Origin of the sequence: Quisquiliibacterium transsilvanicum, from assembly GCF_014202215.1 — a bacterium.
Classification (GTDB): Bacteria; Pseudomonadota; Gammaproteobacteria; order Burkholderiales; family Burkholderiaceae_E; genus Quisquiliibacterium; species Quisquiliibacterium transsilvanicum.
The window spans coordinates 469,654-482,982 of sequence record NZ_JACHGB010000005.1; the positions used below are offsets into that span (position 1 = coordinate 469,654).

Consider the following 13,329-nt stretch of genomic DNA (forward strand, 5'->3'; position numbering starts at 1 on the left):
GCGCCCGGGCGCGCATCAGGTCTTCGGCGCGTCCTTGAGCATGTTCTCGTAGCGGGTGCGCAGCTCCCGCTTGAGCAGCTTGCCGCTGGGGTTCTTGGGCAGCGCGTCGGTGATCACCACGGCCTTGGGCACCTTGAAGTGGGCCATGTGCTCCTTGCAGAAGGCGATCACGTCGTTCTCGGTGAGCGCCTGGCCGTCCTTGGGCACGATCACCGCGGTGACGGCCTCGATCCAGTAGGGGTGGGCAAGGCCGATCACGGCCACCTCGGAGACGCCGGGCATCCGGTAAATGGTTTCCTCCACCTCGCGGCTGGCCACGTTCTCGCCGCCGGTCTTGATCATGTCCTTCTTGCGGTCGACGACGGTGATGTAGCCCTCCTCGTCGATGATGCCCAGGTCGCCGCTGTGGAACCAGTCGCCCTCGAAGGCCTGCGCGGTGCGTTCCTCGTCCTTGTAGTAGCCCAGCAGCAGTTGCGGCGAGCGGTGCACGATCTCGCCGACCTCGCCGGGCTTCACGTCCTGCATCCGGTCGTCGACCACGCGGGTCTCGACGTTGATCGCCGCCCGGCCCGCGGAGCCCGCCTTGCGCACCTGCTCGTGCGGGTACAGCACCGTGGCCACCGGTGCGATCTCGGTCTGGCCGTAGAAGTTCCACAGGCGGATCTGCGGGATGCGCGCTGCCACTTCCTTGAGCACCTCGACCGGCATGATCGCCGCGCCGTAGTAGCCCTTGGCCAGCGACGAGAGATCGGTCGTGTCGAACTTCGGCGAGCGCAGCAGCGCGATCCAGATCGAGGGCGGGGCGAAGAAGGACGTGATGCGGTGCTTCTGGATCAGCGCGAGCAGGTTGTCCGGCACCGGCTTGCCGGTGATCACGCTGGTGGCGCCGGTGTAGACGCCCGGTCCGAGGAAGACGTCGAGCTGCGCGCAGTGATAGAGCGGCAGGGCGTGGAGGATCAGGTCGACGCCGGCGACCTCGCCCTCGACGATGCAGCTCACGTACTCCCAGAGCACCGCCTCGTGGGTCAGCATCGCGCCCTTCGGAAGCGATTCGGTGCCACTGGTGTAGATGATCTGCAGCAGCGAGCCCGGGTCGATCGCCACCTGCGGTTCGGAGGCGTCGGCCGACAGCAGCTGCTCGAAGTGCTCCATGCCTGCCGGCGGCGCCGCGGGGTCCTCGCCGGGCAGCCAGGCCAGGCGCCGCACCGAGGTGTCGAGCGCGGCGGCGGCACGGCCTAGTTCCACCATGTCCGGGCCGGTCCACAGCAGCTGCGCGCCGGAGTGGCGCAGGATGTAGGCCACTTCCTCGGCGTTGAGCATGAAGTTGATCGGCACCAGCACCGCGCCCATTTTCGCCAGCGCGAAGCGCACCGAGGCGAAGCCATGCGAGTTGCGCGACAGGATCGCCACCCGGTCGCCCGGCTTGACGCCGCTGGCCAGCATTCCGTTGGCCAGCCGGTTGCAGATCGCGTCGAACTCGGCGTAGGTCCAGGACACGTCGCCGCAGATGATCGCGGTCTTGTGCGGGTTGCGGGCGGCGGTGCGGCGCAGCAGGTCGCCGAGCGTCTGGCGTCGGATCTGGGGGTTCACGGGGTCTCCTCCGGGGATGGGTGGCAGATGCGGTCCAGGCCCGCTTCGGCACGATCTGGTCTGGTGGCGAAGATTGTACGGCGGTGCTGGGCGTCGCCGTCGCGTGCGCGGGGAGTCCTGCGACAGCTCAATCGGACTGCGGCTTGCCGCTCTCCCGGTAGTCCCCGAAGGCGGAATCGCGCTCGCTGAGCAGCTTGCCGACGGATTCGCCGTCGCGGCGGAAGCGGCTCATGTAGGCGCTGCTTGCCTCGGTCTGGAAGGCCAGCGCCTGGATCTCGGTGCCCGCCCGGATCGCGGCGCGCATGCCCATGATCTCCATCGCCCGGTGCACGCTGCGCTTGTTGATCGCTGCCAGCTCGCTGGGCAGCTTGGCCACGCGACCGGCCACGGCCAGCACCTCGGCCTCGAGCCGGTCGGCGGGGTGGGCGCGGTTGGCCCAGCCGCGCTGCGCGGCTTCGCTGCCGCTGATGGAGTCGCCGGTGAGCATCGACTCCATCGCCTGGCGCATCCCCATCAGCCAGGGGTGGAACTGCATGTCCGGCGGACTCATCAGCCGCACCGGCGGATAGCCGATCTGCGCGTCCTCGGCCACGTAGACCAGGTCGCAGGCGGTGGCCAGCTCGGTGCCGCCGGCCAGGCAGTAGCCATGCACCTGCGCGATCACCGGCTTGGCCAGGTCCCAGACCCGGAACCAGCCGTCGACCACGTGCCGCGACCACTGGCCCAGGCCGCCGGCGGTGTGGTACGGCTGGCCCTCGCGGTTGTTGGCCGACAGGTCGTAGCCGGAGCAGAAGGCCGGGCCCGCACCGCGGATGATCGTGACCCTGACCTCGGGATCGAGGTCATGGGCCTCCAGCGCCGCGAAGATCTCGGTGCGCAGCGCATTGTTCATCGCGTTGCGCTTGTCCGGGCGGTTGAGCGTGATCCGGCGCACGCCGGGCGCGGGGGTGTCGACGAGGATGTGGACGGGGTCGGTCATGCGGTGCTCCGTTGTCGTTGATCTCAGGCGCGGCGCGTGCCCTTGGCGCGGCCAAGGTATTCGACTGCGCCGGGGGTCTCGTGCAGCCAGCCGGACCAGCGCCTGGCCACCTTGGCGATCTTCTCCGGAGCGACGCCGAGCTGGGCCATCGCCACGCAGCCGTTGACCGACTCCCAGTACTCGGCGATCAGCCCGTCGCGCAGGCGGAAGCGGCTCATGCCGTCGATCAGCACCTTGCGGCCCTCGTAGTCGGGGATCGTCGAAGTGAAGCTCGACAGCGACCAGGCATAGGCCATGTCGCCGTTGCACACCGGATCGAACATCTCCCAGCGGTAGTCGGGCCCGGCGTCGCGGTGGAACACCTCCTGCATCATGTGGGCGATCGCCGGCCGGCCGGTGTGCGGGCCGTAGATGTAATCGTGATAGGTGGCGTCCTCGGTGAAGCAGGCCGCGAAGGCCTCGCCATCGCCGGCTTCGGCGGCGTGGGTGAAGCGTTCGAGCAGGGCGGCGAACTCGGCCTGGTTCATGGCACCTCCTGTGCGAGCCAGTGGTCGACGAATTCGACGAGGTCCTGGTGGACCGAGCGCGCCAGCGTCGTCACCTCCTCGCCGGTGTTGGGGCTGCCGTTGGGCGCGCGCAGCACCAGGGCGGTGTGCACCTGCCCCGGAACGCCCCGCAGGTAGGGCAGGTAGTCGTCGACGAAGGCTACGGGGCGCAGAGCCTCGATCGCGTCGGCCTTCGGGCTGCGGGTCTCGCTCGCGTTGCCGGTGGCGATGACGCGCTCGATCGGGAAGCCGCGGTCGCGCAGGTTGCGCAGCCGGGCGGCTTCGTACGCCGACTCGAGGGCGGATACGCAGACGAGTTCGAAGCCCGCGTCGTGCAGGCGGTGGCAGGCGTCGACGGCGCCGGGCAGCGGCGGCATCGTCGACCAGAAGTGCTCGTCCAGGACGGCGCGCATCCGGGCCCGCCCGGCCTCGTCCAGGCGATCGACCTCCCAGCGGTCCATCGGCCAGTAGGCGAGGGGGTCGCGCTCGCGCGGCCGCTCGCCGAAGGCGCGCTCCCACGCCCCGGCATAGCCGAGGTGGAAGTCGAGCAGCACGCCGTCGGCGTCGAGGGCGATCAGGGGCTTGGGCATCGGACGATTCTATCGGCGTCCCGTCGCCCGCGCCGGCGCGCAGGGACGGCTTTCGGCACGGCGCGTAAGGGATTGTCCATTTCACGGACAGGGATAATGACCGTGCATCCGCGATCCACCGCCCATGGCGTCGAGCCTGCGGGCCTCCCGCCGGCCGGCCAGGGAAGAAATGACAGGAAGACCGTCGATGACTGAAGCGCAGCATTCCCCGCACGCGACCCGAGAGTGGCATGCGTCGAGCGCCGAGGCCGCCCTCGCGCAGCTTGGCGTCGATGGCGGGCGCGGGCTCGACCCCGCCGAGGCGCAGGCGCGGCTCGAGCGCTTCGGCCCGAACCGGCTCGCGGCGGCCGCAGTGCGCCCTGCCTGGAAGCGCCTGCTGCTCCAGTTCCACAACGTGCTGATCTACGTGATGCTGGTCGCGGCAGCCGTCACGGCGGCGCTCGGCCACTGGATCGACACCGGCGTCCTGCTGGCCGCGGTCGTGGTCAATGCGCTCATCGGCTTCATCCAGGAGGGCAAGGCCGAGGACGCGCTGGCGGCGATCCGCCAGATGCTTTCGCTGCGCGCCAGCGTGCTGCGCGGCGGCGAGCGCCTCCAGTTGGACGCGGACCTGCTCGTGCCGGGCGACATCGTCACGCTGGTCTCCGGCGACAAGGTGCCCGCCGACCTGCGCCTGATCCGTGCCAAGGGCGTGCGCGCCGAGGAGGCGGCGCTCACCGGCGAGTCGGTGGCGGTCGGCAAGGACCTCGCGCCGGTGGCCGCGGACGCGCAGCTGGGCGACCGCACCTGCATGCTGTACTCGGGCACGCTGGTGGCGTCGGGGGTCGCCGTCGGGCTGGTCGTCGAGACCGGTGCGCGGACCGAGCTGGGGCGCATCGGCACGATGCTCGAGGAAGTGCACCAGACCACCACGCCGCTGCTGCGCCAGATCGCCGGCTTCAGCCGCTGGCTGGCGCTGGCCATCGTGCTGCTCTCGGCGGGCGCCTTCGCGCTAGGCGTGCTCTGGCGCGGCCAGGCTCCGTCCGAGATGTTCATGATGGCGGTGGCGCTGGCCGCCTCCGCCATCCCCGAAGGCCTGCCGGCGATCATGACGATCACGCTCGCGCTCGGGGTGCGGCGCATGGCGCGCCGCAGCGCGATCGTCCGGCACCTGCCCGCGGTGGAGACCCTGGGCTCGGTCACCGTCATCTGCTCCGACAAGACCGGCACGCTCACCTGCAACGAGATGACGGTGCGGCGGGTGGCGACCGCCGAGCGCGTCTTCGAGGTCGGCGGCGCCGGCTATGCCCCCGAAGGCGGCTTCCACCTGGAGGGTGCGCCGGCGGATCCCGCAGACCATCCGGCGCTGGCCGAGGTGGCGCGGGTCGCGCTCCTGTGCAACGACGCGGCGCTGCGCCGCGAAGGCGACGCATGGCTGCTCGACGGCGACCCCACCGAGGGCGCACTGCTGACCCTGGGGCTGAAGGCGGGGCTGGACGGCGCCCACGAGCGCGCGGCCTGGCCCCGGCTCGACGCGATCCCCTTCGAGTCCGAGCACCGCTTCATGGCCACCCTGCACCATGACCACGCGGGCCGCGCCTTCGTGTTCGTCAAGGGCGCCCCGGAGCGGGTGCTCGACATGTGCGCCGCGCAGCGTGCCGGCGGCGCCGATGCCGCGCTCGACCCGGACTACTGGCGGCGCGCCGCCACCGACTTCGCGGCCAGGTCGCTGCGCGTGCTGGCGGTGGCGGTCCGGCCGGTCGATGCCGGCAAGCGGACGCTGGACTTCGCCGACGCCGATTCGGGCTTCACGATGCTCGCGATGCTGGGCAGCATGGACCCGCCGCGCGAGGAGGCGATCGCGGCGGTGGCCGAGTGCGCGGCGGCTGGCATCCGGGTCAAGATGATCACCGGCGACCACGCCGAGACTGCGCGCGCGATCGGCGCCAGCCTGGGGATCGGGGCCGGCCGTCCGGCGCTCACCGGCGCCGAGATCGAGCTGATGGACGACGCGACGCTGCGCGGCGTGGTCGGCGACATCGACGTCTTCGCCCGCGCCAGCCCGGAACACAAGCTGCGGCTGGTGGAGGCGCTGCAGGCGCAGGGCGAGGTGGTGGCGATGACCGGCGACGGTGTCAACGACGCGCCGGCGCTCAAGCGCGCCGACGTCGGCATCGCGATGGGCCACAAGGGCACCGAAGCCGCGAAGGAGGCCGCCGACGTGGTGCTGGCCGACGACAACTTCGCGACCATCGGCAATGCGGTCCGCGAGGGCCGCGGCATCTACGACAACATCCGCAAGTTCATCCTGTTCATGCTGCCCACCAACGGCGGCGAAGCCCTGGTGGTGCTGGCGGCGATCCTCACGGGGATCGCTCTGCCGCTCACGCCGGCGCAGGTGCTGTGGATCAACCTCGCCACCTCGAGCACGCTGGGGCTCGCGCTGGCCTTCGAGCGCACCGAGCCCGGCGTGATGCTGCGCCCGCCGCGCGACCCGCGCGAGCCGCTGCTCTCGGGCTTCTTCGTCTGGCGGGTGCTGTTCGTATCGGTGCTCATGATGACCGGCGCGCTGGGTCTTTTCCTCTGGGAACTGGGCCGCGGCGCCAGCCTGGAGACCGCGCGCACGATGGCGGTCACCGCGGTGGTGGCCGCCGAGATGTTCTACCTGGTCAGCAGCCGCTACATAGAGCGCTCCGCGCTGTCGCTCGAGGGCCTCACCGGCAACCGGCAGGTGCTGATGGCGATCGGGGTCTGCGCGGCGCTGCAGCTGGGCTTCGTGCACGCGCCGCCGCTGCAGGCGGTGTTCGGGTCGACGCACCTCGATGCTGCCGAGTGGGGGCGCGCGCTGCTCGCGGGGGCTTTCGTCTTCGCTGTGGCCGAGATCGAGAAGGCCGTGATCCGCGCCCGGCGCGCCCGGCGTGACGCGGGCAGCGCGGGCAGCGCGGGCAGCGCGGGCGGGGGCCGAAGCTGCGCCGGCGACGCGCCAGCGACCGGCGCCGCCGTCCTCAGCCGCGCAGCGCAGCCACCGCGCTGAAGGCCCGGTCGGTCGCCTCGAGCGCGCGGTCGATGTCCTCGGGCCGGTGCGCCACGCTGAGGAACATGTTGTGCCGATGGTGCAGGTAGACGCCCTGTCGAAGCGCCTCGGCGCAGAAGGCCGCGCCGAGCTCGGCCTGCGGGTCGTCGTCGAACAGCAGCATCGGCATCTGCGCCGGTCCGGTCTGGCGGATTCCGATTCCGTGTGCCCGCGCCTGGCCGGCCAGGCCGTCGCGCAGGCGCTCGCCCATCGCGCGCATCCGGGCGACGCCGTCGACGGCCTGCAGCTTGCGCAGCGTGGCCACGGCGGCGGCCATCGAAGCCGCCCCGCACCAGAAGGAACCGGTCGCGTAGATCGACGAGGCCGCCTCGCGCAGGCGCTCGGCACCGGTCACTGCCGCGAGCGCGTGGCCATTGGCGATCGCCTTGCTCCACGCGGCCAGGTCCGGGCGCACGCCCAGCGGCTCCCAGCTGCCGGCGAGATCCAGGCGCATCCCGGCGCGCACCTCGTCGAGGATCAGCGCGGCGCCGGTGCGGTCGCACAGCCTTCGCACCGCCTGCGCGAAGCCGGGGTCGGCCAGTTCCTGGTCCACGCCGTAGTCGTGCCTGAAGGGTGACACCAGCACCGCCGCCAGGTCTTCGCCGGCCTGCGCGGCAGCCTCCTCCAGGCTTGCGACGTCGTTGTAGCGGTAGTGCAGCAGATGGGCCCGGTCTTCGGCGGTGACGCCGACCAGCGAGGGCGTGCACCACGGCGCCGCGCCGTGATAGGCGCCGCGGGCGACGAGCACCTTGCGCCGGCCGCCGGCCGCCCGGGCCACGGTCACGCAGACGGTGGTGGCGTCGGTGCCGTTCTTGGCGAACATCGTCCAGTCGGCGTGCGCCACCTGCCGGGTCATCAGCTCGGCGAGCTCGACCAGCACCGGCGCGGGACCGTTCATCACGTCGCCTGCGCGCCGCTGCGCGTCCGCCGCGGCTTCCACGTCCGGGTCGTGGTGGCCGAGCACGATCGGTCCCCAGCTGCACATGAAGTCCAGGTACTCCCGGCCGTCCGCGTCCCAAATTTTGCAGCCGTCGGCGCGCGAGAAGAACTGCGGATAGCCGGGAGGCAGGCCCTGGGCGCGCATGTGCCCCCAGAGTCCGCCCGGGATCGCCCGAGCGGCCCTGGCGCGCAGCGTGAGGTCGCTCTCGGCGGGAGCTCCGCCGTCGGGGCGGTCGGGAAGTCCGGAACGGCTCATGCGCGCATCCTCCTCTTTCGACGAGCAGGCCCGGCGCCAGGGACGGCCAGGGGATGGCGATGGTCAGCCAGGCGAACGGACGATGAACGTTACCACCGGCCGCAGGATCGTTCATGACCAGGGCGTGGATCCGGCCATCGGCGGGCGCCCGGTGCGTCGATTGCCGAGGACGATCGGTTCGAGACGGCCACGGAATCAAATGTACGGGGATTTACATTCTTCCGACGCCCTTCGCCCGTATGGTCGCCCTGTCAACGACATGGCCATCGGCCAGCCGGTGCGCGGCACGAGGCCGGGCGCGCCGGGCCAACGAAGGAGGGGATCGGCATGGAACTGTCCGCGAAAGGTCGCAACGTCATCGTCACCGGCGGCAGCCAGGGGCTCGGGCTCGCCACCGCAGTCGCGTACGCGAAAGCGGGCGCCAACGTCGCAATCCTGGCGCGTCGCCCCGGTCCGCTCGAGGAAGCGCGCGCGCAGATCGCGGCGGTTTCGTCCGGGAAGGTCTCCGCCGTGGCCTGCGACGTCGCTTCGGCAGCAGACCTGGAGCGGGCCCATGCGGAGGTGGTGAAGGCGATCGGCGAAGTCGACATCCTGGTCAACAACGCCGGCAAGGCGCAGGCGTTCGCCTTCGAGGGAATTTCCGACGAGGTCTGGCAGTCCGACATCGACCTCAAGCTTTTCGCAGCGATCCGGCTCACCCGCCTGGTCTGGCCCGGCATGAAGGCGCGGCGCTGGGGACGCGTCATCAACGTGCTCAACACCTTCTCCAAGGCGCCAGGCGCCGGCACTGCGCCGACCTCTGTGACGCGCGCTGCCGGCCTTGCGCTCACCAAGGTGCTTGGCACCGAGGGCGCGCCGCACAACATCCTGGTCAACGCGCTGCTGGTCGGCCTGATCGAGTCCGAGCAGACGCACCGCTTCCACCAGGCACACGGCGCGGACCGGCCCTACGACGAGTTCGCCGCGGAGATGGGGAGGAAGATTCCGATGGGGCGCATCGGGCGCGCCGAGGAGTTCGCGAGCACCGCGCTGTTCCTGGGCTCCGACGCCGCGAGCTACCTGACGGGGACTGCGATCAACGTGGACGGGGGCAGCTGCCCGGTGGTCTGAATGCGTCCAGGGCAGTCCCGGGGTGCGGGTTCTTGAGACAAGGGGACGGACATGACGACCGGAGCAGACGCCGCAAGGCTCTCTGACGCGGAGATCGAGGATCTCGCCAGCCGGCTGGTGGAGGCGCGCGAGACGCGGGTCGCAGTGGCGCTGCCGCCGGAGTTCGCGCAGCGATGCGATGCCGAAGCGGCCGGCAGACTCGCCGTTCGACATCTCAGAGGACTGCTCGCCCGCACGGGCGGCCGGGTCGTGGGCAGCAAGCTCGGCGGCACCAACCGGGCGGCGCTGGAGAAGCTCGGCCTGGAGCGCCCCTTCGTCGGGCCGGTGAATTCCGCGGCCCTGTTCGACAGCCCGGCCAGGCTGCCGCGCGCCGGTTTCCTGATGTGCGTGATCGAGGCTGAAGTGGCGATTCGCTTCGGCAAACCGGTGGACGGCCGCAGCGGCCCGCCGTCGCGCGAAGCCCTGGTCGGCGCGATCTCCGAGCTGTGCCCCGCGATCGAGATCGCCGACAGCCGGCTGGCCGGCTTCCCCGCGCTGCCGCCGGCGGCGATCATCGCCGACCTCGGCTTCGCCGGGGCGCTCGTCACCGGCGCGCCCTGCGCCGACTGGCGCCGGCACGATCTTTCGGACGCGTCGGTACAGCTGACCGTCAACGGCGTTTCGGTGCGTGAAGGCAGGGGCGAGGCAGTGCTCGGCAATCCGCTGGACGCGCTCGCGGACTACGTGGCCGACGCCGGGCGCGCGGGGCGCGCGATCGAGGCCGGAGAAATCGTCAGCACGGGCACCTGGACCCAGCCCTACATGGCGCAGCAGGGCGATCTCATTCGCGCCGACTTCGGCCCGTTGGGTATCGTCGAGGTCCAGATCACCTGAAACGGGAGCAGCCGGGATGACGATCGAGCAGACACTCGCGGCGCTTGGCGCCGCCCTCGGGCCCGGCGGGCTGCTGGTTGGCGACGACATCGGTGACCGCCATCGCGGCGACATCCACGGCAACCTCGGCGAGACGCCGATCGCAGTGGCGCGGCCACGGGACACCGCGCAGGTCTCGCAGGTGCTGGCGGCCTGCAACGCCGCGGGCATCCCGGTGGTGACGCATGGCGGGCGCAGCGGCCTGGTGCTGTCCTGCACCACCCGCGCCGGCGAGCTGGTGCTGTCCACCGAGCGGATGACCGCAATCGAGTCGATCGATGCCGACGCCTGCACCGCCACCGTGCAGGCCGGCGTGGTGCTGCAGACGCTGCAGGAGCGCCTGGAGCCCGACGGGCTGAGCTTCCCGCTCGACCTCGGCGGCCGCGGCAGCTGCACGATCGGCGGCAACATCGCCACCAATGCCGGCGGCAACCGGGTGATCCGCTACGGGATGACCCGCGACCTGGTGCTGGGCCTGGAGGCGGTGCTCGCCGACGGCACGGTGCTCGACGGCCTGAAGCCCTTCATCAAGAACAACACCGGCGTCGACCTCAAGCAGCTGTTCATCGGCAGCGAGGGCGTGCTGGGCGTGGTCACTCGTGCGGTGCTGCGGCTGGTGCCGAAGCCCGAGGACACCGCGGTCGCCTTCTGCGGGCTGGCCGGCTTCGACCGCGTGCGAGCCATGCTGCGGCATCTGCGCCGCAGCCTCGGCGGCGACCTAACCGCCTTCGAGGTGCTCTGGAAGGGCTATTACACGCGTTACCTCGGGCTGCATCCGACGGGCGCGCCGATGCCCGACGCCCACCGCTTCTACGTGCTGACCGAGTCCTCCGGCAGCGGCGGCGACGGCCTGCAGGAGCGGTTCGAGCGCGCCCTTGCCGACGCGATCGACGAGGGCATCGTCGACGACGCGGTGATCGCGAAGTCCGGCAGCGAGGCCGCCGCGCTCTGGCACATGCGCGACTTGGCGATCGAGGTGGCGCGTACGCTGGGGCCGCACTCCGCCTTCGACGTCAGCCTGCGGATCGCCGAGATGGAGGCCTTCGCAGGCGATCTCGACGCCGTCGCCCACGGCCTGAATCCCGGCTGCGAAACCCTGGTTTTCGGCCACGCCGGCGATGGCAACCTGCATCTGGCGGTCAGCCGGCCACCGGGCTCCGGCCTGGCCAAGGGCGCACTCGAAGCAGCCGTCTACGACCTGGTGCGGCGCTACGGCGGGTCGGTATCCGCCGAGCACGGCATCGGCGTGTCGCGGCTCGAGTATCTCGGCCACACCCGGACGGCGGCCGAGATCGAGGCGATGCGCGCGCTCAAGCGCACGCTCGATCCGAACTGCATCCTGAACCCGGGACGGGTGCTTTCGCAGGTGGCCGCGCCCGCGGGCACCTGACCACACGAAGAGGAGGCGAATCATGCCCGACTACCGTTCCAGCAAGGTCACCCAGGGCCGCGAGGCCACCACCGCACGCATGCTCTGGCGCGCCACCGGGATGAAGGATGGCGACTTCGGCAAGCCGATCGTCGCGGTCGCCAACTCGTTCACTCAGTTCGTGCCGGGCCACGTCCACCTGAAGGACATGGGCCAGCTGGTGGCGCGCGAGATCGAGGCGGCCGGCGGCGTGGCCAAGGAGTTCAACACCATCGCGGTCGACGACGGCATCGCGATGGGGCATGACGGCATGCTCTACTCGCTGCCCTCGCGCGACCTGATCGCGGATTCGATCGAGTACATGGTCAATGCGCACTGCGCCGACGCGCTGGTGTGCATCTCCAACTGCGACAAGATCACGCCCGGCATGCTGATGGCTGCGATGCGGCTGAACATCCCGGCGGTGTTCGTCTCCGGCGGGCCGATGGAGGCGGGCAAGGTCGTCCGGGAGGGGAAGGCGCAGAAGATCGATGGCGTGGTCGCGCTGGTGGCGTCCGGAAACCCGGCCACGCCCGAGGCGGAGATGACCGAGCTCGAGCGCGCTGCGTGCCCGACCTGCGGCTCCTGCTCCGGGATGTTCACCGCCAACTCGATGAACTGCCTCACCGAGGCGCTGGGACTCTCGCTGCCCGGCAACGGAACCGTGGTCGCCACGCACGAGGATCGGCGCGGCCTCTACCTGGGCGCGGCGCGGCTGGTGGTCGATCTCTGCCGGCGGCACTACGGCGAAGGCGACCAGACGGTGCTGCCGCGGGCGATCGCCAATCGGCGGGCCTTCGAGAACGCAATGCGGCTCGACGTCGCGATGGGCGGCTCGACCAACACGGTGCTTCACCTGCTGGCGGCCGCCCACGAGGGCGGCGTCGATTTCTCGCTGGACGACATCGACCGGATCTCGCGCAGCACGCCCCATCTGTGCAAGGTCTCGCCGTCGACGCTGCTGTGGCACGTCGAAGACGTGCACCGGGCGGGCGGGGTGATGGCCATCCTGGGCGAGCTCGCGCGGCTCGACCTCCTGGACCTCGACGCGCCGATGGTCCATGCCGACAGCCTGCGCGAGGCGCTGATCAGATGGGACGTGGGCGCCGAGGCGCTGGCCGGATCGGCGGTTGCCGGCTCCGACATCGTCGCGCCGCAGGCCGAGGGCCGCGCCGAGGTCGAGCGCTTCTATCGTGCCGCGCCAGGCGGCGTGCCCAGCCAGTCGGCGTTCTCGCAGGCGGAGCTCTACCCGTCGCTCGACCTCGACCGTGCCAATGGCTGCATCCGCGACGGCGCGCATGCGTATTCGCAGGACGGTGGGCTCGCCATCCTGAAGGGCAACCTTTCGCCCGATGGCTGCGTGGTCAAGACCGCGGGCGTGCACGAGAGCATCCTGAAATTCAGGGGCCAGGCGATCGTGTTCGAAAGCGAGAATGCGGCGGCCTCGGGAATCGCGGCGGGCGCGGTGCGGGCAGGGCACGTCGTGGTGATCCGCTACGAAGGGCCGAGCGGAGGGCCGGGCATGCAGGAGATGCTCAAGGTGACCAGCCTGCTCAAGTCGCGCGAGCTGGACAAGGTCTGTGCGCTGATCACCGATGGCCGCTTCTCGGGCGCCACCTCCGGCCTGTCGGTCGGCCATGTCTCGCCGGAGGCCGCCGCCGGCGGGACCATCGGCCTGGTGGAGGACGGCGACCCGATCGCCTTCGACATCCCGGCGCGGGCGGTCACGCTGGAGGTGCCGCAGGAACTCCTTGCCAGGCGCCGCGCGGCGATGGCCGCGCGCGGCGAGGCGGCCTGGCAGCCGGCCCAGCCGCGCCCGCGCAAGGTGTCGACCGCATTGCGCGCCTACGGGTTGCTGGCCAGCTCGGCCGACAAGGGAGCGGTGCGCGACCTGACCGGAATCCGCCGGGTGACCGGCTGAACCGCGGACGGGTGCCTGCGGACCGGT

General features: G+C 71.2%; 10 protein-coding genes. 5 read left to right on the forward strand and 5 right to left on the reverse strand.

Annotation, left to right across the window (positions count from 1 at the left end; genetic code table 11):
- Positions 1-15: 15 nt before the first annotated feature.
- The 4 genes from HNQ70_RS14670 to HNQ70_RS14685 form a co-directional block, all read right to left on the reverse strand.
- Positions 16-1,590 (reverse strand): fatty acyl-CoA synthetase, encoded by a 1,575-nt coding sequence (locus tag HNQ70_RS14670; protein WP_183968942.1) that lies wholly within the window; start codon positions 1,588-1,590, stop codon positions 16-18.
- A 127-nt stretch (positions 1,591-1,717) separates the two neighbouring features.
- Positions 1,718-2,569 carry an enoyl-CoA hydratase-related protein gene (locus HNQ70_RS14675; RefSeq protein WP_183968944.1) on the reverse strand — a complete coding sequence of 284 codons (852 nt, stop codon included), beginning with the start codon at positions 2,567-2,569 and terminating at the stop codon, positions 1,718-1,720.
- A gap of 23 nt (positions 2,570-2,592) precedes the next feature.
- A complete protein-coding gene (locus tag HNQ70_RS14680) occupies positions 2,593-3,096 on the reverse strand; it encodes an ester cyclase (protein ID WP_183968946.1) in 504 nt (167 codons plus the stop codon).
- Entirely contained in the window at positions 3,093-3,704 is a 612-nt protein-coding gene (locus HNQ70_RS14685; RefSeq protein WP_183968948.1) for an HAD family hydrolase, read from the reverse strand. Before HNQ70_RS14685 ends, HNQ70_RS14680 begins: the two co-directional genes overlap by 4 nt.
- Before the next feature lie 187 nt (positions 3,705-3,891).
- Here HNQ70_RS14685 and HNQ70_RS14690 point away from each other — a divergent pair, with 187 nt between their 5' ends.
- A complete protein-coding gene (locus tag HNQ70_RS14690; protein ID WP_183968950.1) occupies positions 3,892-6,717 on the forward strand; it encodes a cation-transporting P-type ATPase in 2,826 nt (941 codons plus the stop codon).
- Here the strand turns inward: HNQ70_RS14690 and HNQ70_RS14695 are convergent.
- Positions 6,689-7,951 carry an aminotransferase class III-fold pyridoxal phosphate-dependent enzyme gene (locus tag HNQ70_RS14695; protein WP_183968952.1) on the reverse strand — a complete coding sequence of 421 codons (1,263 nt, stop codon included), beginning with the start codon at positions 7,949-7,951 and terminating at the stop codon, positions 6,689-6,691. The two genes, HNQ70_RS14690 and HNQ70_RS14695, sit on opposite strands and share 29 nt — an antisense overlap.
- 327 nt (positions 7,952-8,278) lie before the next feature.
- Between HNQ70_RS14695 and HNQ70_RS14700 the strand changes: the two genes are divergently transcribed.
- Genes HNQ70_RS14700 through ilvD form a run of 4 tightly spaced genes read left to right on the forward strand, consistent with a single transcriptional unit; the run spans position 8,279 to position 13,302 of the window.
- Positions 8,279-9,061 carry an SDR family oxidoreductase gene (locus HNQ70_RS14700; protein ID WP_183968954.1) on the forward strand — a complete coding sequence of 261 codons (783 nt, stop codon included), beginning with the start codon at positions 8,279-8,281 and terminating at the stop codon, positions 9,059-9,061.
- Positions 9,062-9,112: 51 nt separating this feature from the next.
- Positions 9,113-9,934 carry a 2-keto-4-pentenoate hydratase gene (locus HNQ70_RS14705; protein WP_183968962.1) on the forward strand — a complete coding sequence of 274 codons (822 nt, stop codon included), beginning with the start codon at positions 9,113-9,115 and terminating at the stop codon, positions 9,932-9,934.
- Between the two features lie 16 nt (positions 9,935-9,950).
- Positions 9,951-11,363, forward strand: a complete 1,413-nt coding sequence (locus HNQ70_RS14710; RefSeq protein WP_183968964.1) for an FAD-binding oxidoreductase — start codon at positions 9,951-9,953, stop codon at positions 11,361-11,363.
- 22 nt (positions 11,364-11,385) lie between these two features.
- Complete coding sequence (gene ilvD / locus HNQ70_RS14715) at positions 11,386-13,302, forward strand: dihydroxy-acid dehydratase (RefSeq protein WP_183968966.1); 1,917 nt, start codon at positions 11,386-11,388, stop codon at positions 13,300-13,302.
- Positions 13,303-13,329: the final 27 nt, after the last annotated feature.